Source organism: Paenibacillus sp. B-A-8, assembly GCF_048572915.1.
In the GTDB taxonomy this organism is placed as follows: Bacteria; Bacillota; Bacilli; order Paenibacillales; family Paenibacillaceae; genus Paenibacillus_AQ.
Genome location: NZ_CP183882.1, coordinates 403344 through 429282 on the forward strand (window position 1 = coordinate 403344; position 25939 = coordinate 429282).

At 45.8% G+C, this 25939-nt stretch carries 23 protein-coding genes and 1 riboswitch; of the genes, 13 read left to right on the forward strand and 10 right to left on the reverse strand.

All coding sequences use genetic code 11. From position 1 onward, the window contains the following. The first annotated feature begins 87 nt into the window (after positions 1–87). Complete coding sequence (locus tag ACN6MV_RS01830) at positions 88–1605, forward strand: methyl-accepting chemotaxis protein (protein WP_419885580.1); 1518 nt, start codon at positions 88–90, stop codon at positions 1603–1605. A gap of 73 nt (positions 1606–1678) precedes the next feature. Here ACN6MV_RS01830 and ACN6MV_RS01835 read toward each other — a convergent pair whose 3' ends face one another. Then, on the reverse strand, positions 1679–2194 hold the full coding sequence (locus ACN6MV_RS01835) for a nucleotidyltransferase family protein (protein WP_042131787.1): 516 nt from the start codon (positions 2192–2194) through the stop codon (positions 1679–1681). Between the two features lie 262 nt (positions 2195–2456). On the opposite strand from ACN6MV_RS01835, the gene ACN6MV_RS01840 reads away from it, so the two are divergent. The 5 genes from ACN6MV_RS01840 to ACN6MV_RS01860 all read left to right on the forward strand — a co-directional run bounded on the left by ACN6MV_RS01840 (position 2457) and on the right by ACN6MV_RS01860 (position 8045). Continuing rightward, positions 2457–4061: a sensor histidine kinase gene (locus tag ACN6MV_RS01840; protein WP_269321988.1), complete on the forward strand. Its 1605-nt coding sequence runs from the start codon at positions 2457–2459 to the stop codon at positions 4059–4061. Then, positions 4058–4786, forward strand: a complete 729-nt coding sequence (locus ACN6MV_RS01845; protein WP_042123554.1) for a LytR/AlgR family response regulator transcription factor — start codon at positions 4058–4060, stop codon at positions 4784–4786. Before ACN6MV_RS01840 ends, ACN6MV_RS01845 begins: the two co-directional genes overlap by 4 nt. A 126-nt stretch (positions 4787–4912) precedes the next feature. Beyond that, entirely contained in the window at positions 4913–6169 is a 1257-nt protein-coding gene (locus ACN6MV_RS01850) for an OFA family MFS transporter (protein WP_375104562.1), read from the forward strand. Positions 6170–6507: 338 nt separating this feature from the next. Beyond that, positions 6508–7116 (forward strand): RNA polymerase sigma factor, encoded by a 609-nt coding sequence (locus tag ACN6MV_RS01855; protein WP_076116522.1) that lies wholly within the window; start codon positions 6508–6510, stop codon positions 7114–7116. Continuing rightward, positions 7077–8045 (forward strand): hypothetical protein, encoded by a 969-nt coding sequence (locus ACN6MV_RS01860; protein ID WP_076116525.1) that lies wholly within the window; start codon positions 7077–7079, stop codon positions 8043–8045. Before ACN6MV_RS01855 ends, ACN6MV_RS01860 begins: the two co-directional genes overlap by 40 nt. Before the next feature lie 233 nt (positions 8046–8278). Here ACN6MV_RS01860 and odhB read toward each other — a convergent pair whose 3' ends face one another. Beyond that, on the reverse strand, positions 8279–9547 hold the full coding sequence (gene odhB / locus ACN6MV_RS01865; protein ID WP_076116527.1) for a 2-oxoglutarate dehydrogenase complex dihydrolipoyllysine-residue succinyltransferase: 1269 nt from the start codon (positions 9545–9547) through the stop codon (positions 8279–8281). Between the two features lie 52 nt (positions 9548–9599). Next, a complete protein-coding gene (locus ACN6MV_RS01870) occupies positions 9600–12467 on the reverse strand; it encodes a 2-oxoglutarate dehydrogenase E1 component (RefSeq protein ID WP_042123561.1) in 2868 nt (955 codons plus the stop codon). A 472-nt stretch (positions 12468–12939) separates the two neighbouring features. Beyond that, positions 12940–13024: riboswitch (cyclic di-GMP riboswitch) on the forward strand. Positions 13025–13051: 27 nt separating this feature from the next. On the opposite strand from ACN6MV_RS01870, the gene ACN6MV_RS01875 reads away from it, so the two are divergent. Continuing rightward, entirely contained in the window at positions 13052–13207 is a 156-nt protein-coding gene (locus ACN6MV_RS01875) for an anti-repressor SinI family protein (RefSeq protein ID WP_231573373.1), read from the forward strand. 207 nt (positions 13208–13414) lie between these two features. Here ACN6MV_RS01875 and ACN6MV_RS01880 read toward each other — a convergent pair whose 3' ends face one another. From ACN6MV_RS01880 to ACN6MV_RS01910, 7 genes are all read right to left on the reverse strand, one after another. After that, positions 13415–13744 carry a helix-turn-helix domain-containing protein gene (locus tag ACN6MV_RS01880; RefSeq protein WP_042131791.1) on the reverse strand — a complete coding sequence of 110 codons (330 nt, stop codon included), beginning with the start codon at positions 13742–13744 and terminating at the stop codon, positions 13415–13417. Between the two features lie 159 nt (positions 13745–13903). Next, a complete protein-coding gene (locus ACN6MV_RS01885; protein ID WP_042123563.1) occupies positions 13904–14524 on the reverse strand; it encodes a TasA family protein in 621 nt (206 codons plus the stop codon). 91 nt (positions 14525–14615) lie between these two features. Next, positions 14616–15203: a signal peptidase I SipW gene (sipW, locus tag ACN6MV_RS01890; RefSeq protein WP_042123565.1), complete on the reverse strand. Its 588-nt coding sequence runs from the start codon at positions 15201–15203 to the stop codon at positions 14616–14618. Between the two features lies 1 nt (position 15204). Further along, positions 15205–16572 (reverse strand): hypothetical protein, encoded by a 1368-nt coding sequence (locus ACN6MV_RS01895; RefSeq protein ID WP_419885581.1) that lies wholly within the window; start codon positions 16570–16572, stop codon positions 15205–15207. A gap of 196 nt (positions 16573–16768) precedes the next feature. After that, entirely contained in the window at positions 16769–17746 is a 978-nt protein-coding gene (locus ACN6MV_RS01900; RefSeq protein ID WP_419885582.1) for an aldo/keto reductase, read from the reverse strand. 115 nt (positions 17747–17861) lie between these two features. Continuing rightward, positions 17862–18425 carry a PadR family transcriptional regulator gene (locus ACN6MV_RS01905; RefSeq protein WP_419885583.1) on the reverse strand — a complete coding sequence of 188 codons (564 nt, stop codon included), beginning with the start codon at positions 18423–18425 and terminating at the stop codon, positions 17862–17864. 5 nt (positions 18426–18430) lie between these two features. Continuing rightward, positions 18431–19951, reverse strand: a complete 1521-nt coding sequence (locus ACN6MV_RS01910; protein WP_042123572.1) for an MDR family MFS transporter — start codon at positions 19949–19951, stop codon at positions 18431–18433. A 202-nt stretch (positions 19952–20153) separates the two neighbouring features. Here ACN6MV_RS01910 and ACN6MV_RS01915 point away from each other — a divergent pair, with 202 nt between their 5' ends. The 6 genes from ACN6MV_RS01915 to ACN6MV_RS01940 all read left to right on the forward strand — a co-directional run bounded on the left by ACN6MV_RS01915 (position 20154) and on the right by ACN6MV_RS01940 (position 25937). Then, positions 20154–20495, forward strand: coding sequence for a metal-sensitive transcriptional regulator (locus tag ACN6MV_RS01915; RefSeq protein WP_419885584.1), 342 nt, complete (start codon positions 20154–20156; stop codon positions 20493–20495). Between the two features lie 53 nt (positions 20496–20548). Continuing rightward, positions 20549–20749: a copper chaperone CopZ gene (gene copZ / locus ACN6MV_RS01920; RefSeq protein ID WP_042123576.1), complete on the forward strand. Its 201-nt coding sequence runs from the start codon at positions 20549–20551 to the stop codon at positions 20747–20749. A gap of 113 nt (positions 20750–20862) precedes the next feature. Beyond that, the gene (locus ACN6MV_RS01925; protein ID WP_419885585.1) at positions 20863–23325 is read left to right on the forward strand and encodes a heavy metal translocating P-type ATPase; all 2463 of its coding nucleotides are present in this window, start codon (positions 20863–20865) and stop codon (positions 23323–23325) included. Between the two features lie 31 nt (positions 23326–23356). After that, the gene (gene nfsA / locus ACN6MV_RS01930; RefSeq protein ID WP_081953972.1) at positions 23357–24109 is read left to right on the forward strand and encodes an oxygen-insensitive NADPH nitroreductase; all 753 of its coding nucleotides are present in this window, start codon (positions 23357–23359) and stop codon (positions 24107–24109) included. Between the two features lie 182 nt (positions 24110–24291). Next, on the forward strand, positions 24292–25200 hold the full coding sequence (locus ACN6MV_RS01935) for an ABC transporter ATP-binding protein (RefSeq protein WP_042123580.1): 909 nt from the start codon (positions 24292–24294) through the stop codon (positions 25198–25200). A 2-nt stretch (positions 25201–25202) separates the two neighbouring features. Continuing rightward, entirely contained in the window at positions 25203–25937 is a 735-nt protein-coding gene (locus ACN6MV_RS01940; RefSeq protein WP_076116547.1) for an ABC transporter permease, read from the forward strand. The last annotated feature ends 2 nt before the right edge of the window (positions 25938–25939 follow it).

Below are 25939 nucleotides of genomic sequence, written 5' to 3' on the forward strand. Positions count from 1 at the left end.
AAGGAATACTATAGAAAGTATTTCCTTTAATTAACTCTGCTGATATAATGTTAGAATACATAACATCAATCGAGTGGAGTGGGAATAATGATGCAGATTCGTCGAAGCCAGATTTTTGTAGTCGTCCTGTTGCTCCTTGTCAGTGTTTACAGTTTGTTGATAGACATGTTCTGGATTCATAAGCTGGTAATCAATCTGCTTATGGCTTCTCTAGGCTGGGTCGTACTGAATTTGTCCCGCTATGGTTATCGTAAAGAATTGCTGCTGAAGGAATCTAAGAGTAAAGTGGAGCTCCTTGGTAATGAGATTGTAGTTACTTCGGACCGACTGCATGGTGCACTCGAAGAAATTAGCCGTCATACAGAAGAGTTGCAGCGGACAGCTGATTATTCACACGAATATGAGATGGATTTGCGGATTCGCAGTAACGAGGCTAAAGCTAATATTGAAGGCGCTTATCACACAATGGACGGAGTAGCATCAGTTACTTCACATATCGAAGAGTTAACGGAGAGACTGGGATCAAATATGAAATACGCCCGTCAGGGCATGACAACCATGGTTGATTCCTTGAGCATTGCAGATGCTGTGATGAAGGATCTGCAGATACAGAGCGGGGACATGTTGGCTAAGTTTACTACCTTGAGTAACCATATCGCGATGGTGGAAGAGATCAATACACTTATTAACAGTATTGTGGATGAAACCTCTTTACTCGCGCTGAATGCTTCCATTGAAGCGGCACGCGCAGGTGAACAAGGCCGCGGATTTGCAGTGGTGGCTAGCCGGATCCGGCAGCTAGCAGATCAAAGCAAGAGCTCGGTAGACCGTTCCTCTGGCATCTTGCTCGACATTAATAACGGAGTACAGCAAGTGCTGGAATCCGTTACGAAAGAGCAAGCTTCAGTGGAACGCGGGGTGAACGAGGTCGGCACTGTGAAGCTACGACTCGATGATATCGCGTCGAGAGTAGATGAAGTTGGCAGCGCCGTAACGGAAACCATCGATGCTGCCGCGAAGCAGGGCAAGCTGATTGTAGAAGTGACAACGGAGCTGAGTGGGGCGGTGGCTATCGTGAATGAGACGATTGCTAATGTGGATCTTACGCTGGAACAGGTGACACGGCAGCGGAACCAGATCGGTCAGCTGAACGAAGTCAGCGCCAATCTGTTGGCGGAGTCGCAATCGTTGCAGCAATCGGTTACTAGCATAGCAGGCCGAAAAGAAATCGAGATGAGCCAATATGCAGCCCGGCTTCAGGAAATGCAGAGTCTCTTGGAGAATATTTCAGTGAAGGAAGAGCTGTTCTCGCCGGATACTGAAGTTCATCAAGGTGTTCTAACCTCTTATATTAAGAAAATTCCGGATGTGCAAGCCATTTGGTCCAATCGGACGGATGGGACCTTTATCTACTCCGAGCCGGCGGCAGGCCTCCTGAATGCCAAGCGGCGGGATTGGTGGAATGGGGCCATAAATGAAGGTGAATATGTTTCGAAGCCTTATGTATCAGCGATTACGAAGCGTTCTTGTGTTACATTATCCAGAGCGATTAAGAATCGTCAGGGAGATGTCGTTGGTGTAGTAGGTATCGATTTAGCGGTGTAATAAAACGACAAAAGCAAGCCCTTTTATACAGGGGGCTTGCTTTTGTTATTCCGAATGTAATGTAGACTAGCTTTTAATTAGAGCCAATATGCAGCTGATTCCAAGTTGCTTGCCAATTCTTTTTAATAACCCGTTGTTCATAAATAGGAAGCAAGCTAGGGTTCTCTGTAAAATGCGGGGTAGGTCGTAATACTACATTAATTACGTCCGAAATTCCGTGTGGAGCGACTAGGATAACCTTACCGTTCTCATCTAAGGATAACCCGAGTGCTGTAGCAGTTTCCGGAAACTTGGAGATGGCATCTACAGCTGATGTATAAGGCGGGAGTTGATTGACGGTATGCATCCTTGCTTCATTTTTAACAGACCAGGGAACAGCAGGATTCAGGCTTCGTAGTCTCGCCTCCCATTGCTTTTCCACATCCTCTTGATGATTGCTGTCGTCATAATATATAACATCAACATCTGGCAAAGGTGTTCGTTCTTCGAAGCCATGAAGGGTGTCCCAAATTTTTGCACGCACAAAGCCAGCGCAAACCCACCAGTCAGGTAACTGCAACGATCTAGCATTTTCTAATATATCCATCATCCAGGGATCATTTTGTACAAGCTGTATGATATCTGCCTCGTGTTCTAATTTTTGCAAACCGCCCACCTCCGTATATGTATGCTTTTATTCTGTTCATATCATACAACAAGAGTTTCGATAGAGGTATTAAAGGATAGGCTGAATGGACAGAGGCATGAACTATCTTTATAATAAGTCGACATCTAGTCCTTTGGAGGCGGAGACCGTGCAATATACGTTTACGATATTACTGCAATTATTTGAAAGAGCTGCACTACTGCTGATGTGTCTGTTCGTGCTGACTCGTCTGCCGCGGTTTAAAGAGATTTTTCAAAAAGGAACCTACGCCCCGCAGGAGCTTGCCATAGCGACGACGATCTTCAGTTTATTCGCTATCTTTGGTACCTACAGTGGGATTAATGTGGAAGGCTCGCTTGTGAATGTGCGAATTATCGCCATCGTGTCTGGTGGGATTTTGTTCGGGCCATGGGTAGGACTCATAACAGGCATCATCTCAGGGGTTCACCGTTTTCTAATTGATATCGGAGGGGTAACCTCTCTTCCTTGTCTGATTACGAGTATTACCGCAGGGATTGTGTCAGGGGTAATATACCGCCGCACTTCTGGTGAACGTCGCTGGATGGCCGGCATTTTGGCCGGGATGGCCTGTGAAGCCCTGACGATGCTGCTCATTCTAGTGATGGCCGAACCGTCGTCGCTGGGTGTGGATATCGTGTCCAAAATTGCTTTTCCGATGATTATGAGCCAGATTAGTGTCGGTCTGATTGTCATGCTAGTGCAGAGTGTGGAAGGTGAAAAGGAACGGATTGCGGCGAAGCAGTCCAAGCTGGCACTGGATATTGCCAATAAGACCTTGCCCTATTTTCGCAATATTAATCCCGAGTCGCTTCGTACCATCTGCCAAATTATCAAAGAAGATATCGGTGCAGACGCTGTAGCTATTTCGGATACAAGACTCATTCTCGCTTACGTTGGTGTTGGGGAAGAGGACTATACTACGACCAATGAAATTATAAGTGAAGAAACTAAAGTGACGTTGTCCAGTGGTGAAATTACGATCCGTAACGACGATAGTGATTATGTGAATCCGGAGATTAAATCGCTGATTATTATTCCGTTGAAGGAAAAAGGCGAAGTTACGGGAGCGCTCAAAATCTATTACACCAGAGCCCACAAGATCACTTATTCTCTACAAGCTATGGCTGTAGGTTTGTCGCAAATGATCTCTACGCTAATGGAAGTATCGCGGGTTGAGGGCATTAAAGAAATGGCGAACAAAGCAGAGCTAAAGGCGCTGCAGACAAGCATTAACCCACACTTTCTGTTCAATGCGCTGAACGCGATTGCGTCCTCGATTCGGATTAACCCGGATAAGGCGCGGGAGTTAATTGTGAACCTGTCCGGTTACATGAGATACAATCTGGAGCTGACCGATGAATTCATTGATATCAAGCGCGAGTTGCAGCAGGTTCAGCAGTATGTGGAGATTGAAAAAGCGCGTTTCGGAAGCCGGCTTAATGTTGTGTATGATATTGATGAGGTTCAAGTTCGGATTCCGAGTCTGATCATCCAACCGCTTGTAGAGAATGCGATCATACATGGCATACTGAAGGTAAGAGGAACGGGAACCGTAACGATTTCTGTAAAAGATCAAGGTGATAATGTACGAGTAGGCATTCGGGATACTGGAGCTGGCATCAGCGAAGAAACGATAGAGAAGGTTTATACCGGTGATATGCCGGAGAATAAAATCGGATTGTTTAATGTACATCAACGAGTCAAGCTAATCTATGGAACTGGACTTACAATTCAGAGGCTCGAAAAAGGGACGAACATTTATTTTGATGTCAAAAAGGAGGGCCTATGAGAGCAATCATCGTGGAGGATGAAGAGCTGGCAAGACAGGAGCTAGCTTATTTAATAGAAACTCACAGCGGGATCGATATTGCGGCACAGTTTGAAGATGGACTGGACGCATTAAAATATTTGCAGAGTGATACGGTAGATGTGATTTTTCTGGATATAAATATTCCCTCAATTGATGGGGTGCTGCTGGCTCAGAATATTAGCAGGTTCTCGGTGAAACCATATATAGTGTTTATTACGGCTTATAAGGAGCATGCCGCTGAGGCCTTTGAGATTGAGGCATTTGACTATATTCTTAAACCCTACAGTGAGGTTCGAATTAAGGCTATGCTGCACAAGCTAGAGGGAGCATTTGCTGCTCGCGGAAGACATGGGGAAGAGGAACGAAATCCTGTCAGTGATAAGGTGAATCTGTGGAAAAATGAAAAGATTATCGTAGTGAATGCCGACGATATTTATTATGCTTCCGCACAGGAGAAGAGTACGAGCGTAATGACTAAAGGTGAGGAGTATAGTATGGCGCTTAGTATCAGCGATTTCTATAATCGACTGCCCGAGGATCGGTTTTTTCGCTGCCATCGTTCCTATATCGTTAACCTGTCCAAGATCAAGGAAATCATCCCTTGGTTCAACAATACATACTTGCTGCGCCTGCATGATTTGGACTTTGAGGTGCCGGTAAGTCGTAGCAAGGTCAAAGAATTCAGGCAGATCATGCGCCTATAAATGCAGTTCATTCTTCATTTTCGTCATCTCATGCCAGATTTCTCTCAGCATCAGCTGATTTAGCTACAATAAAGAGGCAATAGAAGCTCTTGTAGCAGACAACGAGAGAGAAAGAAGGAATAGACCATGACTTCGACGATGGACAACAAAAACGCCAAACGGTGGCTTATCGTATTAGGAACAGTAATTATGCAGATGGGTCTAGGTACCATTTATACATGGAGTTTGTTCAATGCACATCTGGTAACGAAATTCGGATGGGAGCTTAACTCTGTTTCTATTACGTTTTCGATCACGAGCTTTGCACTCGCTTTTGCGACTTTGTTCGCAGGGAAATTGCAGGATCGTTTCGGGCTTCGCCGGTTGACTGCCACCGCAGGGATTGTGCTTGGTCTAGGATTGATTCTTAGCTCTCAGGCGAATTCGCTTCTAATGTTCTATGTATTGGCTGGCGTGATCGTTGGTTTTGCGGACGGAACAGCTTATATCACTTCATTATCTAACTTAATTAAATGGTTTCCGAATAATAAAGGCTTAATTTCCGGTGTGTCCGTGGGTGCTTACGGAACGGGGAGCTTGATTTTTAAATATATTAATGGCAGCTTGATCGACTCAGTGGGTGTATCTAATACATTTATGTATTGGGGCATGATTGTTATGGTCATGATTGTAATCGGTTCCTTGCTCGTCAGAGAAGCTCCAGTACAAGCAGCATCATTGGGTGCAGCATCAACTTCGACTATCGCTAAACCAAAAGACTACACGGTAAAAGAAATGCTACGTACAAAAGAAGCTTATCTGTTGTTCATTATTTTCTTTACCGCTTGTATGTGTGGCCTGTATTTGATCGGTATTGTAAAAGACATCGGCGTGCAGCTGGCTGGACTTGATGTGCAGACGGCAGCTAATGCGGTAGCGATGATTGCAATCTTTAATACAGCAGGACGTTTGATCCTGGGTGCCTTGTCTGACAAAATGAGCCGGTTGAAGCTGGTAGGTGCTTCACTTGCTGTAACGGCAGCCGCTATGTTGACCCTTAGCTATGCAACGCTGAATTTCGGACTGTTCTTCACTTGTGTAGCAGCCATTGCGTTCTGCTTCGGTGGTAACATTACAGTATTTCCGGCGATTGTCAGTGACTTCTTTGGACTTAAGAACCACAGTAAGAACTATGGAATCGTGTATCAAGGTTTCGGTATCGGTGCCCTTTCCGGTTCGTTCATCGCCGTCTTCCTAGGCGGGTTTAAACCTACTTTCGTGATCTTTGGTCTCTTGTGTCTGCTGGCCTGCATCATCGCAATTTCACTGAAACCGCCGGTGGAGAAAGTGAAAGAGAATGAGAAGAAAGCCTTGCGCCTCAAAGCTACAGAGCGGACGGCTTAAAGGGAACAAAGACAACTAGATAATTCGAATAATGGCGTGCAACTGACAACAGTTGTACGTCATTTTTTTGTTGGCGGTTAGCGTTAGCGTTCGGCTAAGAAAATGAAAGTGTTAAACCAAAAGTACCTTTGGACGAGTTAACGGACTGCATAGCTCTTAGTAGCCCCTAAATGTGTATAATTGGACGTGAAAACTATCTATATTTCGAAAATAGGTTCTCCTCGGTCCAATACATATTCTATGTAGCGCGAACCACAGTCAAATTTTGTTCCTATTTTGATTTGCATAGGCACTTTTTGCCGCGCTCAAGTGTTATAGAAGTTATAAAGGTTAAGGAGGTGCTTCTCTCGCCACAGGATTCGCTAGACCCCAAGGAGCTGGAAGAGTTAATTGATAGTATCCAAAAAGGAAATACCGATCGGTATGCTCTTATCGTCAGAGCTTTTCAAACACCGATCTACCGCTATTGCTATCGTTTGTTAGAAAACAAGCAGGATGCGGAGGACGCGGTTCAGGATATTTTGGTAAAAGGCTATCAATCTATCCTTCAATACAAGTCGCAGATGCATTTCTCGGCATGGTTCTATCGTATCGCGTATCATCATTGCTTAAACCTGCTGCGCAGACGGCGTCTGCAAAAGCGGGTCATGAGTATCTTCAAGCCTGAATTTATGTCTGCAAGTCCTGAACAAGAGCTGGATGATCGGTTGTTTAATCCCTCATTGTCAGCCGCATTAGCGCAGTTGTCGCTGGAAGAGCGGAATATGCTTATTCTGCGAGTGTTTGAGGAAAAAACTTATGCGGAGATCAGCGAAATTCTTGGGGTCAGTCCGAATGCACTGACGAAGAGAATGAACCGGATCAAGCAGAAGGTACAGGAAGGTATGAATTTAGAGGAGGAAATCACATGGAACGAACCCCAATCAGCAATGAATACCAAGATATAATTTATGCTTCAGCTGGGAATGAACTTCTGGGTGAAATCGATGTAGAAGAGAAGGTTATGGGACATATCCGTGGCATATCAGATCGAAAGCGATCGTTCTCGCTCTCGCTGAAGACGATGAATAAAACAACGGCAATTGCAAGTATGTTAGCCCTGTTCCTGATGATCTCAGTGACAGCTTATGCTGCATCGGAATATATCCAGATTCGTAATAGTGAAGGCGTAGTAAAGGTTCAGCATGTTGCGCCGAATGATTCTGCAGGAGTAGCCTCCTATGATAAATATGCTGCGCAGATTGACACATTAGCTAAACCGGGTGAGCTGATCGCTTATTTGGTGAACAATAAGGCGGGTACAGAAGGCTTGGGACCCGATTTGCAATTTAAGTATAAAGAGCAGCGGATAGGTGCATATTCTGATTTTCTGAAGGAAATCAAACGGACAGATGCGCCGATGCTCCCTGCATTGGTATCAGGGTATGCTTTTAAATATGGGGTTATTAATCCTAATCATCCTACAACGGATGCAGATAAGAAAAGCTCTCTTTATAAAGAGACGTTGCGCGATCTTACTGCTCAGGCAAACCAAGAGAAGGGTAGCAGTAATTTATTCATGAAAGCTATACCATGGTCGGAACCAGGCTGGATCAGTGCCATTTATTCGAAGGACAATGCCTTTATAGGTATCTCTGCCACGATCATGCATGGCGGGAAAGTGTTTGTGGAGCAAGAACCTGAGAATCAAGCAGATAAGATTGTAGTGGCAGGTACAGAGGTTATTTATAACAAAGTAGTAAAGAAAGAGGTCAGCTACGATTATTTGAATTGGTATAACGAGAAGCAGGATGCTTATTATACACTCACCAGCTACGGAGATAAGATTCTGACCAAGGAGCAATTATTACAGTTGGCTGGGGAGCTGTTGAAGTAGATTCTTATCGTTTTTGTAGTTTTGTAGTTTTGTATTTGCATGCGCTAAGTTAGTTGTAGAGAATGCAATTAGGGAAGAGGGTATGAGCAGATCAGAAATAAATAGTGTATAAAATACAGTTGAATCGTATGCAAATAAGGTAGCAGGTTGAGTAAGATATAAAAGAAGGTATCCCTAATGTGAAGCTCTAGGGATACCTTCTTTATATTCTTAAGTTGAAAGATCGATCAGGATCAGCCTTCGAGCAGCAGCGCTTCTGGATCTTCCAGCAATTCCTTCACTTTGACGAGGAAGCTTACCGCTTCGGAGCCGTCAACGATCCGGTGATCGTAGGAGAGGGCGATATACATCATTGGACGGTTAACGGTTCTTTCTTCGTCCAGCGCGATTGGACGCAATTGAATCTTATGCATCCCAAGAATACCTACTTGAGGGGTATTCAGAATCGGAGTGGATAACAGTGAACCGAATACACCGCCGTTTGTGATGGTGAACGTTCCGCCTTGAAGCTCGGAGAGGCTTAGCGTATTCGCACGTGCCTTGGAAGCGAGTTCGCCAATCTGGCGTTCGATTTCCGGGAAGCTGAGGCGATCCGCGTCGCGGACAACTGGAACCACCAGACCTTCCTTAGCAGCAACGGCAATACCGATGTCGTAGAATTTCTTAACGACCAGATCCTCACCATCGATCTCAGCATTCAGCAGTGGGTATGTCTTCAGCGCTCCGATTACGGCTTTGGTGAAGAAGGACATGAAGCCTAGTCCAACTTCATGCTTCTCTTTAAAAGCATCCTTGCGGCGCTTACGGATGTCGAGGATCGCTGTCATATCCACCTCGTTGAAGGTGGTCAGCATAGCTGCGGTTTGCTGCGCTTCTACCAAGCGGCTGGCAATCGTGAGCCGTCTGCGCGACATGCGCTTGCGCTCCACGTTCTTGCCATCCTCCGGCGCGGCTTTGCTCGCTGCCGGCTTCGCTGGCTCCGGCTTGCCTTGCGGCGCCGGAGCTACTGGTGCAGCGGCCTGCGGCGCTGCACCATGACCCGACACATCGGCCTGACCAATCCGGCCGATCGGATCACGGGCGCTAACCTCGCCGAGGTCGATGCCGCGCTCCCGTGCCAGCTTGCGTGCGCCCGGCGATGCCAATGCAGTGTGGCTGTCGCCACCTGCAGGGGCTTCGGGCGCTGCTACAGGTGCGGCTGCTGCGCTGCCGCTTGCCGGTGCCGCTTCAGGCGCTTTGCTCTCAGCGGCCTGCGGCTTACTGCCGCTAGCGGCTCCAATGATGCCGATGGCTTCGCCAACGGCTACGTTCTCGCCCGCTTGACGTAGGATGGAGGAGATGACACCCTCCACCTCCGCACTAATTTCCAGATTGACTTTATCTGTCTCTAACTCAGCAAGCACATCGCCTTGACCTACCGTGTCGCCTTCTTTAACCAGCCATTTGTAGATGGTTCCTTCGGATATAGATTCTCCCAGATCGGGTACTAAGATTTCTGACACAGGCCGTTACCTCCCCAAACATAATGGTTTACGCTATTGTGATACCGTCCTCTTAGGAGGACGGTACAGCCGTTTGTACTTGTGAATTTGATTTTAGGGCCTCTGAAACAATTCTACGCTGTTCAAAGCTATGAACATCTGCATAACCACTGGCTGGACTGGAACGTTCAGGACGTCCGATATATCTCACGCTGGTGTTTTGCGGTGCAATGGAGCGTAACCGAGGTTCGGTGTAGCTCCAGCCACCCATATTTTTCGGCTCTTCTTGCACCCAGACAATTTCCTGAAGAGCTGGGAACGAGCTTAGGTGAGCATTCAGTTCACGTTCTGGGAACGGATAGAGTTGCTCTAGGCGAAGTACATGTAGCCAAGACCAATCTTTGTCTGAGGCAGCTTCGAGTTCTGTTTGGATGTCGATAGCTACTTTACCGCTGCAGACTACAAGACGCTTAACCTCACCTGGTTTTTTGCCTAGCAGAGGCTCTGATAACACAGGCTGGAATTGTCCTGAGGCGAGCTCAGTTCCGGCAGAAGCGCTCCGTGTATTACGAATGAGACTCTTCGGTGTCATGATGACTAGCGGTCTTGCATCTTCCTGTCCGCATAACGCCGCTTGGCGCCGCAAGAGATGGAAATACTGGGAGGCGCTCGTCAAGTTGGCAACGGTCCAGTTTTCTTCTGCGGATAATTGCAGGAAGCGTTCCAATCTACCGCTGGAATGCTCAGGTCCCTGTCCTTCGTAACCATGAGGCAGCATGATGACAAGATTGCTGCGCTGCGTCCATTTGGCGCGTCCAGCGGCAATGAATTGGTCAAATATAACTTGACCTGCATTAGCGAAATCGCCATATTGTGCTTCCCAGATCACGAAGGTTTCCGGTGCGAACACGTTATAACCATATTCAAAGCCTAATACCGATGCTTCTGACAGCGGACTGTTGTATACCCCAAAGGAAGCGCGGGAATTACTCAGCTGATGAAGCGGAGAGAACAATTCCCCAGTCTTACTGTCGTGCAGCACTAGATGTCGATGAGCGAAGGTTCCGCGCTGAGCATCCTGGCCGCTCAGGCGAATTGGCGTACCATCTTTTAGAATGGTAGCGAAGGCGAGAGACTCAGCAAGTGCCCAGTCGACCTTCTCACCTTCATTCAGTGCATCCTTACGGCGTTGCAGAATTCGTTCCAGCTTCGGATAGACTTGGAATCCTTCTGGCACAGTCAGCAGTTCACGATTGATCTCCTGCAGACTGGAGATAGATAATGCTGTTGAGCCTGGCGCAGCGTGTTCCGCTTCTAAAGGAATGAAGGCTTTTGGTTCTTTTTTCTTGTGATTGCCTTCCTTCATACTATCATACGCACGTTGCAAAACGCTTTCTGCAGCAGCATTCATCTCTTTAACATCGTCAGCTGTAAGAATCTTTTCACGCTGTAGTCGCTCAGCATAAACCTTGTAGACGGTTGGATGTTTACGCACCTTACTGTAAACAATAGGCTGTGTAGTATCAGGATCATCCATTTCGTTATGACCATGACGGCGGTAGCCGATGAGATCAATCACGAAATCCTTTTTAAATTGGTGGCGATATGCGCTAGCTAAACGGACAGCTGCTACACAGGCTTCCGGATCATCAGCGTTGACATGGACAATCGGGATTTCATACCCTTTGGCGATATCACTGGCATAATGCGTAGAACGGGAGTCTTCACTTTCGGTCGTAAAGCCGATCCGGTTATTAACAATGATATGGATCGTTCCACCATTCTGATAACCTTGAAGTTTGCCGATATTAAGTGTTTCTGCAACAATCCCTTCACCCGGAAAAGCAGCATCGCCATGCATTAGCACTGCTATAGCTTTACTGGTATCAATCTTAGGCAGCCCGGCAGTGCTCCGATCCTCTTGAGCGGCACGAGTGAAACCTTCCACGACAGGATTGACGAATTCCAAGTGACTTGGATTGTTCGCTAGTGTTATTCTTGTGCGTACGGTTTCTCCTTCACGGACAGCGCGGTCTGCACCGAGATGGTATTTCACATCACCCGTCCAGCCATAGTTAATTCCTGTAGAGCCTTCGGAAGGGAAGAGCTCCTTGTTTGGAGAATGATGAAACTCTGAAAATATAATATCATAAGGTTTGCCTAAAATATGTGCGAGAACGTTGAGACGGCCGCGGTGCGCCATACCCATCAGAATATGCTCTGCACCGTCATGCGCAGCAGCGCGTACGATTTCATCGAGCATCGGCACAAGAGCGTCGTTGCCTTCCAAGCTGAAACGTTTCTGACCCACAAAGGTCTTGTGGAGGAAGGTTTCGAATTGCTCTACTTGAATTAGGCGGTTCAGTAGTTCTTTGCGTTCTGAATTATTTAAAGGTGCTGGTGAGCTAGTGGATTCTGCCTGTCTATTCAGCCATTGCAATTCTTTTTCCTCATGCACATGCCCGAATTCATAGGCGATAGTTTTGGTATATGCCTGACGCATACGCTGAACAGCATCCCATCCGGTATGCACGTCATTTGGTGCATTCTCCCAAATGAGTGTGGCAGGTAATGCGATCAGATCCTCACGGGTCAGCCCATAGGTTTCAAGTTCGAGATATTTAGCCATGGGATTGTGGTCCCGCTCAAGCGGATCAATTTCAGCGGCCATATGGCCATATATACGAATATTAGCGATTAACTTGGAAGCTCTTACTGCTTTTCTAAGCCATTCGGTGTCTCCCGAAATGCGAGGCTGTGGAGCCGGTTCGCTATCCGGTGTTAATGGTGGGGGACCCGAATTTGTAAAAAGTTCGCGATAATTATTCTCTACGGTGGTTGGGTCTTTCACAAATTGCTCGTATCTTTCTTGAATGTAGCCTAAATTGGGTCCATAATACTTACTCCAAATGGATTCGTTATAGGGCTCTTTGGCTGCCATGAATACATCCTCCTCAACGGATGAACTCCATACGTGACATTTTGTGTCAATGCTTGTAGGAGCTGTGATGATTGCGGTTTCATTCCTCATCTTATTGTGCTACTTTCCACACATGTAATCAATTCATTCTTTCGTCTAATACGTTCGCAAAATGGTATGGGTTAGCTTATTCTACTAAATAAAGAGTTGTTCTTTTTTATTACCCATTCTAAAGGCCTACTAAAATGATTCTATTATCCTTAATTTTAACTAAATAGGGAATGGGACATTATTATATTGGCTTATATAATTTTATGAATAAGACGAGTATCGCGATAATAGGACAGGAAATTCTATAAAAGAACTTCTATTTTTTGTTTTTTAATGGAAAAACTAATCAGAAATCGACACACTTTTTCACTTTAGTATAGTATAATGTTATTGCAGTTAGCGTTTTTCATATATTTCAAAGTAGATCCTTTCACGTAAAGGGTCCAGTAAAAGGTAAACTTGCCGAAAGGCAGGGGCACAAAGTCGCGGGTCTAAGGTAGAAATACTATGACAGCCGGATTGCCTGGGGACGTAAAATCTTAGGAGGAGATTTTTTGGACAAGTCCAACCAGGGAAGCAACAGAGAACAGCAGGTCATTGATCTAGACGTAGAGTGGGTCCATTTATTATTAGCAGCTAAGAAGGCTGGCATAAAGGCAGATGAAATTCGTCGCTTCTTTCATGAGAAGACTGTGCAAGCCGTGCAGTAATACATTCAGAGCATTACATATCAAATGAGCACAGCGATAACTCGCTGTGCTTTTTTTCTTTATATAAGAAGCTATAAGTTTCAGATGACACACTGTCCTTATATTCTAGTAGAATATAAAACGCCTTCGCAGTCCATATAGGAGAACGAAGGCGCTTATGCTTGATAGTATGAGTAGAAGAGGATCTTATCAGATCAGATGGAAGGATTAATCCTTCTGATCCAGGCGCCATTTCTGGTAGTCCAGAAACTCCTTGAATTCGCGTTTGCTTATGCCTGAGGCCATAGCTTCCTGCACCAATCGGAACCATTCCGAATCTAAAGGTGATTCCTCAGCATCATTAGGTTCTCCATAGAGCAAAGCGTGGATGGATACCTGAAGCGCGTCGGCGATCTTTTCGATAAATTGGATTGAAGGATTGGATTGGATGTTTCTCTCCACATTGCTAAGATACGACTTAGCAACATCCGCTCTGTCCGCAAGCTCAGATAGGGACAATCCCTTTTCTAGGCGGAGATGCTGGATACGTTGGCCCATATTTTGTGGCACTATGCTGACGCCCCTCCGTAATTTTTGTTATTAGTATAGCAAATATCAATAAATTCGACAAAGATTATTGTAAAGAAAAAAGCAGCATCTACTTATCCGCTTTCCGGAATAAGAATCTGCTGCTCTTCGAATGGAAGACTTATTAGATTATTTAGCGGATCCAGCAGTTTGCTTACCTACGAAATCCCAAGTCAGAGTTAATGAATCTTTTTGGAAGTAGTTTTGCTCTTGGCCGTTATCAACAAATTCGAATTGAACGGTGAAGCTATCATTTGTGCCGGCCTTAATTCCAGATGCTTCGCTAGTACCCCAGATTGCATCAAGTCCAGTGTTTTTTACGAGATCCGGTGTCTGAGTCTTCAAATCGGCCAGGGTAGTTTCCCAAACTACTTTCTCTTCACTACCAGGTAAGATGCCGCTTTTATCTTTATTCACCAGGAATTTAACTTTGATGAATTTTGCCAAATCGTTAGCGCCGTTGTTACCACCTACATCATTAATAGAGGTAGCTGTTTTGAGGAGGATCGAACCGATATCAAGTGTACCGTCATTTTTTAGTTTGAAGTCTCTTTTGATCGTATCGCCTGGCTTCAGATCCTTCAAATCAACGATAACAGAAGGATCAGAGTTCAAATCCAGTGTACCTGCTGCGAATGTAGCGGTGCTTTGTGCAGTGTCGCTAAAGTAAGCGAAAGTTCCTCCACCAATCAATGATAAACCCAGTGCTGCAGATGCTACGCCAAGACCCAATGTTTTTTTGATACCCATAATTAAAATTCCTCCTCGGTTTTTGTGGTTTTTTTATAAAAGTTATATATTGTAACTTCCGGTTCGTAAGCGGAAGCGGACAATCAACGAATTACTGTATTTCAGTTGGAGGTGGAGAGGTGGGCAGTATAGCCGCATTTTTCTTTTCGAGTGCAGCTACAGCCTTCCATGATGAATACAGGGCATAGAGCAGGAGCATCAAGCCTGGTACGATCATGAGCACAACACTTCCAGCTTTGGAAACTGCGAAATTCATAGCGTAACCTACATAAGGTACGGTGACCCCTGCATACTCAGCTACAACATTCGTGGAACTGGTAGGGTTCATATCAGGCGCATCATTGTTATCGCCTTTCGTGCGATACATGGCTTCACCAGTAGCATTGTTCATTGTTGCTTCTACAACACGGTGAGTAATGAGCAGGTTTTCTTCATTTCTAAAGGTGATAACATCGCCTTTTTTGAAGCGATTCATATCTCCTCCGGGTTTTAAAGCGACAATCGATCCGGTTTGAATCCCTGGCTCCATCGAACCTGAGAGTACCGATTTGATCTGGTATCCGAAGAAGGCAGGTTCACCGCCGGAGGCCTTGGATAACACTACGGCTATCACCAGCAGAATAAAGATCACAAGCATGATGCTCGATAATGTATTGTTGATCATTTTTTTAATCCGCATATTATTCTCCACCTTTGTCTTGTTGAGGGGCCGAAGGAGCTGGTGTTGCTGCCGGCGGGGAAGAGGTTGTAGCTTCCGCCTTTGGCGTCTCCTGAGGAACCTTTTGCTGTGGTATATCTTGTGGAATCGTTGGCTCTTCACCAACTTCCGGATCGACCGGGTTAGTAGCTGGGGCTTCAGGTTGCTCTTTATTTATGTTCTCTGGAGCAGCTTCACCTGTCGGTGGAGTCGCTTCCGTTTTTGCTTTCTCTTCAGCTTCAGCTTTCGCTTTGTCCTCTGCTTCTTGCTTTTCTTTTTTCTCCAGGGCCAAACGTTCTTCTTTCTTCGCTTGTTCCAGCGCCTCTAATCGGGCTTTCTCAAGGGCTTCCAATTGTTGTTCGCGGGTTTGACTGATCAATTGGAGCTGACTCTGAAGAGTGCTGATGCCTGAAGTAGCTGATTCTTTAAGATCATTCATTTCAGTATTGAGATTTTCATAAGTGGAGGTAAGCTCGCTAGAGATATTGCCAGCCGGTTGACTAAAAGCAATCAGGTAGGGGAACGGCTGCTGAAACGCCTCATTGCGTAACTCTGGTTGTCCATATACATCACTGGTCACTACCGAAGCAAACGGAAGACCGATGTCGTGAATAGAATTTAGGTATTGGATGACTCCATTTAAGGAAGCATTCAGGGATTCAGAGATTACACCACTTTGATTCAGGCTATTTTGCAGCTCACTGAAGAATTGTTCATCCTTGATTTCTAAACAGTTTGAATCTAGAGAGGTCATATATCCTCCAATCTGGAATAATACGGCTGCTGCTGCGTTCAGCTCACTATTGATTTCGTTCCAAATTTGGCTGTTGGTGGCCAATTGCTCATTAACGCCATCAATTTGAGATTGAAGCGCGGAGATTTGCGAGGAAATCTCTTGCGCTGCGACATCAAGCTCATCCAGCGACATGCCTTCTATTCCCGAAACATCTGAGAGACTGCCTGAAGGGGCATAGCTTTGTAGCGATCCTTTTAAAGCAGTAGCTTTTTCGATATGATCTTTGAGTTCTGTTAGAAGCCCTTTGATCGAGTTTGGAAAGACTTCGCAAAAGCTAATTGTGCTGGTCGCTTGCGTAGTAGCTCCAAAACCACCGTAGGTATTACCCACTTGCTGCGAGGTATACAGAAACAAGACGGAGACAGCCATTCCTGATTGCAGAACACGTAGTCCGATTTGCCTCTTTCTTTTAGGTCTTCTTTTTGCTGATCTGGGTCTCAGAGGAATACCTCCCCTCAATGTCTTGAATTTCTTTGGTTCGTTATTGTCGTTCTCAATAAAGAACAACTTCTGTAATGAATAATACATGGAATAAATTGAAAAGAAAACTGCCAATAAGCCTCGCTTGTGCTCTATAAAGAACGAAAATGTTAATTTATCTCTATTTACCTCGGTTTTTCGCTCGATATCTATTTTTATTCGCAATAGAGAACAATATGTAAGAAATGGGGAGGCATTAAAAATAGCCTAATCATGCGAGAGGCACAATTAGGCTATTCAGAATCCTTTGGAGTTGAATTTGTGGAGCGGGTTAGGGAAGACGAGTACCACGCGAACTAACGTATAAGTCATACCACTCTTTACGAGTAAGCTCCAGTTTGTCCGCATCGGCGCAGGCAGCAATGCGCTGCGGATTCACAGTTCCAATCACAGGCTGAATAGCTGCCGGATGTGTCATTAGCCAGGATAGCACTATGGATTCGGGTGTTGTTCCTTTTTTATCTGCAAGTTGTTTAACCATGGCAGCTGTCTGGACGATATTCTCTGATTGATCCTCTAATGAACGTCCGCTAAATAAGCCTTGTGCGAGTGGGCCCCAAGCTTGAAGCTGAATATTCTCCATTCGACAATGCTCAAGGGTTCCCTCAGGAAAGGTAATATCCTTCCAAGGTTCACGGTTTACACTGATTCCAGCATCGACCCAGCTCAGCTTGGCTAGGCTCATATGTAGCTGGTTTACGATAAAAGGCTCATCGCAATAGGCTTGGAGCATTTTGATTTGCGCTGCGCTCATATTGGATACACCAAAATGGCGAACCTTGCCTGCTGCTTTTAATTGATGCAATGCAGAGGCTACTTCCTCCGGATCCATTAGGGGATCAGGCCGATGAAGCAGCAGAATATCTATATATTCTGTTCCTAGTCTCTGCAATATTCCATCTACACTGCTTAGAATATGCTGGCTTGAGAAATCGAACACATTAGAGCTGTCTCCAGGCTCCATTAGCTTAATACCGCATTTCGATTGAATAATGATTTGTTCGCGGAGTCCTGGGCGTTCTTTGAAGATCTGACCGAACACCTTCTCGGCTTTACCACGGGTATAAATATCTGCATGATCAAACATATTGATACCAATAGACAGTGCAGCGTCGACGGCTTCATGTCCTTGCTTAACATTCTCGGCGGTAATAGGTTCATGATCCCAGCCCCCACCAAATCCCATACAACCTAGAGCAATACGGCTGGCTGGTATACCGCGCTTGTTTAAAGGCAGCGTTCTCAACAATGTGATTCCTCCTAGGAAAATATGATTGCGTACACGTACATATTGTACACTTTTAGAATCCTGTATGGTATTTATTGCAACACCGCAGCAAAAAAAAGAAGAGGCCTTTAGGCCTCTACTCTAGATTGAGTGGTGTTCCGACATCATTTAACTTACGTGCTACAACGTCATTATAGAGGCGTTTCAGCCATTTTAGCTCCGTCAGGTTATGTTCATAGGTGCCGTACATGAGATGAAGAGCGGAACGAGGAACAATGGGAATATGTTCTTCATATACCTGATAAGCCAGATTTACCAGATGTTCAGTTTCCCGAATGCGTTCTTCGAGCAGTTTCTCCACTTTGCTTTGATCGACATGACGCGACATGGCTAGCGCCATATACATCGGATGATAGAAAGGCTCGTTCTTTTTAATTTGCTGTAGAATTAACTGTTCGAATAAATTTTTGCCTTGCTCAGTAATACCGTAAATGGTTTTATCTGGGCGATCACTGCTGCTAATCACCTCTAAAGCTTCGATATAGCCATCTTGTGCAAGTTTATCGACAGCGTAATAAAGAGACCCGAGCTGCAATTTTGTAATTCGGTCCATGGAGCGTTCTTTCATAACTATTGTAATTTCATAGGGATGCATATTCCGTTCCAGCAGTAGACCGAGAATGGCCAATTTCATCGACATAATCGTTACCTTTTACCCTCGGATGCCTGAGCAGCTTTACTCGGAATGGTGAGGCGGTCTTTTGGCATAAGCAGCACAAAGACTAAACCAAGGACCGCAGGAATCAAGGCCCACATAAAGGTATGTGCGATAGAAGAGGACAGCGCACTGGATATTTTCTCTAAAATTTCAGGTGGAATCTTGGCTCTTGCTTCAGGTGTCAGGGCCGCCCGCGGATCGCCGAAGGCTGCTGATTGCTCACTTCCGCCAAAAGCATCGCTAATGCTGCTCGTGAAGCTATTACGCTGAATAATCCCGAAGATTGTAATTCCCAACGTCATTCCAAGAGAGCGCATAAAGGTACTTGTTGAAGTTGCCGAACCGCGTTGACGCATGTCGAAATTATGGATCGCCGCCATGCTTAGTACGGAGAAGGAGAAGCCTACGCCGAACCCGGTCAAGGCCATAAATATATTCAGCATGAGACGGGAGGTATCTGGTGACAGAGTGCTTAGACTATAGACACCTGCGACAAAGCAGACTGCGGACAAGATCATAATGTTGCGGAAGCTGGTTTTGGTTGTAAGCAGCCCCCCGGACTGACTGCCCACGACCGTTCCGATCATCATCGGCATGAGGATCAATCCTGAGTTCGTTGCGGAGCCGCCAAATACACCCTGTACGAAGATAGGAATATAAATTGTAGCTACGATAAAGGCAGAGCCATAGAACAAGGCTGTCACACTACTTGTTGCAAACAACCGTTTACTGAACATCGCGAACGAGATAACAGGTTCAGCCGCCACTCTCTCAATGAGGATGAATGCCAGCAACAGTACAGCAAAACCGGCGAACAAGCCGAGGATAACACTAGAATCCCAAGCGTATTGATTGCCTCCCAGCTCTAGTGCGAACATTAAGCAGATAATGGCGCCGACGAGAGTGAAGGCTCCGCCCCAGTCGATGCGCTGTTTTGCATGAGAGATCGACTCTTTGTAAGAAGTTGCGATCAGAAACAGTGCAATAATTCCGAGCGGCAGGTTAATGTAGAATACCCACTGCCAGCCTACATAGTCGGTGATATATGCACCCAGTAACGGTCCTAGTACACTGGAGATTCCGAAGACGGCACCGAATAGGCCGGTCAGCTTTCCTCTTTTTTCAGGAGGGTAAATGTCGAAGACGATGGTGAAGGCGATAGGCATTAGTGCACCGCCGCCGATCCCTTGAACAGCTCGATAAATACTGAGCTGCGTAATACTGGTTGCAGTACCACACAGTGCTGAGCCAACCAGGAATACAATCAGACCGAACATGAAGAAACGTTTACGTCCGTACATATCTGAGAGCTTGCCGAAGATAGGGGTTCCAGCCATTACCATGACCATATAGGCCGAGGTGACCCATACGATTTTATCCAGACCGCCAAGGTCAGAGACTATGGTTCCCATAGCTGAAGCTACAATGGTATTGTCCATCGCGGACATCAGAATACCGAGCAGCAGGCCGACAACTACGAGTTTAAGATTACTTTCTTTAGTATGCATGCTTCGCAGGCTCCTTTTTCTAAATAGTGATATTCCGTTCAAATAATGTTCATACTTTAGAAGCAAAACTTATTATATTCAAATTTGAATAGGGTAGCAATAGTTTTTTTAGAAAAGGGAATTGGAGTGCCAGGCAATGAAGAATGTCTCTTGACATACCCTACGGGGGTATATTATATTAATGGCAAGGAGGCTGATTCTTATGTCTACTAGTAAGCAAGAACAAACTGAGAAATCCTGTGAGGCTGGCTGTCATTCATCTGGAGAACGAATGAGTCATCATTCAGCAGATTTCAAGAATGGTTTGAATACTCGCCTCAACCGGATTGAAGGCCAGATCCGCGGGATAAAGGGTATGATAGAGCGGGATACTTATTGTGATGATGTGCTCAATCAGCTCGCAGCGGTTCAAGCGGCACTAAACGGTGTTGGTAAGATGCTGCTGAAAGGGCACATGAAGAGTTGTATTATTGAACGAATCGAAGCCGGTGAACATGAGGTTATCGATGAGCTGCTAATTACGGTTAACAAATTAATGAAATAATAAGCTAATGCTTCTTGAGCATGGCTTCATAACATTTACTGGAGGTAATATTAATGTCGAACGCTACATTAAACGTTGAAGGAATGTCGTGTGGTCACTGTGTCAGCTCTGTAGAGAAGGCTGTAGGTAATCTTGGAGCTACTGCAAAAGTTGATCTTGCTGCTAAAAAAGTTTCCGTTGAGTATGACGAGAACAAGGTAAGTCTTGGAGCTATTAAAGAAGCTATTGAAGATCAAGGGTATGATGTAGTTTAATTTGAAGCAGAGTAATAAGGCTTGGAGCTGAATGGGGATGCCATAAGCTCCAATGCCTTTTCTTTTTATAGAAATTATCATACTCTATAGGGGTATGAGGAGGCTTTGGAATCATGGATAAGTTAAAAACAACAGCTTCACCCAATGAACAGCAAGCGACCGTACAGATTACAGGTATGACCTGTTCTGCTTGTGCAGCTCGAATTGAGAAAGGTTTGTCACGGATGGAGGGTGTTACTCGCGCAAATGTAAATTTAGCCTTGGAACAAGCCACTGTCGGATTCGACCCTTCTGTATCAGGGTTACCAGAAATCGAAGATAAAATCCGCGCTCTTGGTTATGATACCGTCAAAGAGACCGCGGATTTTGATATATCAGGCATGACCTGTGCCGCATGCTCGGCACGGATCGAAAAAGTGTTGAGCCGTACGCCGGGTATCGCAGCAGTGAACGTAAATTTAGCGCTGGAAACGGCACATGTAGAATATACTCCCGGTAATATTAGTCCAAGAGAGATCATGGAGAAGGTAAGCAATATCGGATATAAAGCTACCCTTAAAGAAGACCGCAAGGATCATGTGGATCGTCGTGTACAGGAAATTCAGCATAAGAAGTGGAAGTGGGTCATTTCTGCTATTCTTTCTTTCCCATTGTTATGGGCGATGGCAGGTCATTTCTCATTCACAAGCTGGATTCCAACACCAGAGATATTTATGAATCCTTGGTTTCAGCTTGTTCTGGCGACTCCCGTACAGTTTATCATTGGTTGGCAGTTCTACGTAGGCGCGTATAAAGCACTTCGTAACGGGAGTGCTAATATGGATGTGCTGGTCGTACTGGGAACATCCGCAGCGTATTTCTACAGTCTTTATCTGACGATTGATTCATTAAGTATGAAGGGAATGAATCATACCGTAGAAATGTATTATGAGACGAGTGCTGTACTCATCACGCTCATCCTCGTCGGTAAATGGTTCGAAGCGCTAGCGAAAGGACGTTCCTCTGACGCCATTAAGAGCTTAATGGGGCTTCAGGCCAAGACGGCTCTCGTGATCCGCGATGGCAAAGAAATGAATATCCCGACAGATGAAGTGATTCCCGGCGATATTGTATTGGTAAAGCCCGGAACAAAGGTGCCGGTGGATGGCGAGGTAGTAGAGGGCTCTTCTTCTGTGGACGAGTCTATGCTGACCGGAGAAAGTATTCCTGTAGAGAAAAAACCTGGAGATACTGTTATCGGTGCTACTTTAAATAAGAATGGGATCTTAAGAATCAAAGCCAACAAAGTAGGAAGAGACACTGCAATCGCTCAAATTATTAGAGTGGTGGAGGAGGCACAAGGCTCCAAAGCGCCAATTCAGCGGATCGCGGACGTCATCTCAGGGATCTTTGTACCGATTGTTGTAGGGATTGCGGTAATCACTTTCTTGGTCTGGTATTTCTGGACAGCACCTGGTCAGTTCGCCGATGCTCTAGAAAAAGCCATTGCAGTGCTCGTAATCGCTTGTCCATGTGCACTAGGTCTAGCAACCCCGACCTCCATTATGGCGGGATCGGGTCGCGCTGCGGAGCTTGGCATCCTGTTCAAAGGCGGTGAGCATTTAGAAGGTGCACAAGGGATTAAGATCGTTGTTTTGGATAAAACAGGTACGGTTACAACCGGTAAACCCGTGCTGACCGATATCGTGACTACAACTGGAATTGCTGCTTATGGTAAAGAAAATGCCGAGAATCGTCTACTAGCTTTAACTGCTGCAGCTGAGAAATTATCAGAGCATCCGCTTACGGAAGCGATCGTAGCAGGAGCTACCGAAAGAGGCTTGACCTTGCCAACTGCTGCGCAGTTTGATAATGTCCCTGGACGCGGAATTATGGCTGTGGTCTCAGACCAGAAGGTTATGGTAGGCACACGGCGGATGATGGAAGATCATCACATGGACATCACAGAGTGGACCCCAGTCATGAAGAGACTGGAAGAGGCAGGAAAGACAGCTATGCTTGTGGCGGTGGACGATGAGATTGCCGGGATTGTCGCTGTGGCGGATACGATTAAGCCAACCTCAAAAGCAGCTGTAGCAGCGCTTCATGAGATGGGTATAGAGGTCGTAATGATTACAGGGGACAACAAAATCACAGCCGAAGCTATTGCGAAACAAGCGGGCATTCGAAAAGTGTTAGCAGAGGTTCTACCGGAGGGTAAAGCGGAGGAAGTTCGTAAGCTGCAGCGAAATGGGACAAAGGTAGCCATGGTTGGAGATGGGATTAATGATGCCCCTGCACTGGCTACTGCAGACACGGGCATGGCGATCGGTACAGGTACGGATGTAGCTATGGAGGCAGCAGATATTACGCTGATGCGGGGAGATCTGAAGAGTATACCCGATGCTATAATGATGAGCCGTAAAACAATGAGCAATATTAAGCAGAATTTGTTCTGGGCACTCGCATACAATACAATAGGTATACCGATTGCTGCACTCGGATTTCTAGCTCCATGGCTAGCTGGAGCTGCGATGGCATTCAGTTCTGTGTCCGTCGTCTTAAATGCACTTCGTTTGCAGCGGGTAAAGCTGTAAGAGAAACCTAACTATGTAAGGAGTGGCCGCTGTGCAAGAAAACAACGAGACAATATCTCTATTAATGAACCATGCATCTGTCCGCAAGTATCAGGATAAGCCAGTAAGTGAAGAGCAGCTTGCAGCGATTATTGAGGCAGGCCAAATGGCTTCAACTTCCAGCAGTGTACAAGCCTATAGTGTTATTGCAGTGACTGACCCGGATCTAAAAGCAGAGCTTGCCGGATTAGCGGGTAATCAGGCTTATATAGAACAGTGCCCAGTCTTCTTGGTCTGGTGTGCGGATCTGTATCGGCTGCGTGAGGTGACAAAACCTCATTTACAGGGAGAGACTTCTTATGAAGATTCTGCGGAGAATCTTATTGTAGCTACCGTTGATGTTGCACTTGCTGCTCAGAACGCTGCGGTAGCTGCGGAATCACTCGGACTTGGGATTGTTTATATCGGTGGAATTCGTAACCGGATCGCGGAGGTTTCTGAGCTGCTGGGACTGCCCGAACTGGTTTACCCGATATTTGGAATGTGTGTGGGATATCCTGATGGAGCCTCAAGCCTGCGTCCGCGTCTTCCGTTAGAGGCTGTTCTGCATCGCAATCGCTACAATGCCGAAACCACGGTGGAGCAGGTCAAGACTTACGATCAAGTCTCTTCAGACTATATGCGTGAGCGGACCCATGGTGCCAAGGATACACCTTGGTCAGTAATTATGGCAGAACGCTTGGCACAGCCAGCACGAATGCATATGAAGGAATTCCTGATCGAAAAAGGATTCTTTAAGCGGTAAATTAGCATTTTTCCTTAAGAGGTTGCCCTATTCGTAGTTAAAACTATGGATAGGGCAGCTTCTTTTTTTGTGAAGGTGACAGTTGTCATCTTAAAGAAATGACAGTCCATACTAATGTCAGGTCCCCTTTTTCCATATGATTGAAATAGATCAAACGCATTCGGAATCGGAGGGGTTACGTAATGGACAGTGTTATAGAGATGAATGGCGTCAGCAAATTATATAAGGATAAGAAAGCAGTAGATCACATTAGCTTCAACATTGCCAAGGGTTCGATTACAGCTATTCTTGGACCGAACGGAGCAGGCAAAACAACGGCATTAGGAATGTTATTAGGGCTATTAGAGCCCACTGAAGGCACAGTGAAAATTTTCGGACAACATCCGAAAGATAAAGCGGTACGTGAAAAGACCGGCGCGATGCTGCAGGAGGTAAGTGTAATGGATCGACTGAAGGTTCGGGAGATCATTGCTCTGATCCGTAGCTATTATCCACAGCCGATGGATATGGAATTTCTAATTAAAGCCACAGGGCTTGCGCCAGCGGATCTGAATAGATATGCCGAGAAGCTTTCAGGCGGTCAAAAGCGTAGTCTAGGCTTCGCGCTGGCCTTGGCGGGTGATCCGGAGCTGATCTTTTTCGATGAACCTACGGTTGGACTTGATATTACTTCCCGGCGGCGTTTCTGGGATACGGTTCGCGGACTTGCGGAGCAGGGCAAGACAATTGTGTTCACGACGCATTATTTGCAGGAAGCCGAAGATATCGCCGATCGTATTCTGTTGTTCAGCAAAGGTCATTTAGTTGCGGACGGAAGTCCAGATGAGATTAAATCGCGGATTGTGAAGCGCTCGTTGTCTTTCCTGCCAGTAGGTGATCGCTCCCAATTGCGCAGAAACTTGCTAGACCTAAGCGCTATAGAAGATTGTTATGAAAAAGAAGGTCGAATTCATGTGACGACAGACGATACGGATGAAGCATTGCGAGCGATTTTTGTGACTGGACTTCCCGTGAAGGATGTCCGAATCGATCAGGGACGTCTGGATGACGCTTTTGAACAATTGACCATGAACCAAGAGGAGGCTATCTAAAGATGAGACTAATTACTGTACAATGTAAAGCCGAGATGCTGCGGATCATCCGTAATCCCTATTATGTATTCTGGTCTTTGCTCATGCCCATCATGTTCTACTTCATCTTCACCCGAGTGGTCAATACAGGTAACGATGACCCGACGTGGCGCGCTCACTACTTGATGTCGATGGCAACCTTTAGTGTAATGGGCTCAGCGATTATGACGCTTGGCATTCGTTTGGTGCAAGAGCGAACACAAGGCTGGACCACCTTTATTCGGATTACCCCGCTACCGGGTTCAATTTATTTCTTCGGAAAAATGTTCGGACAAACGATGATGCACCTGTTCTCGGTCATTTGTATTTTTGCCGCAGGCTATTTAATCAATGGTGTCTCCTTATCAGCGGGTCAATGGGTGCTTAGCGGGCTATGGATTCTGATTGGTTCCCTTCCGTTTTTGGCGATTGGTACGCTTGTGGGTGCTATGAAACGGGTGGATACGGCTAGTGGAGTCAGTAACGTGATTTATATGGCGCTTGCTGTAGCGGGGGGCATGTGGATGCCGATTGAGATTTTGCCACGATTAATGCAGAAGATTGGTCATTGGTTACCTTCCTACAACTATGGAAATGGGGCATGGGAGATTGTACGTGGCTCAGCCCCGCAGTGGAGTAATGTCTTGATTTTGCTCGGATATTTGGTAGTTTTTATGTTACTATCGGTTTATATTCGAAAAAAACAGGAAGCGGTGTGAAT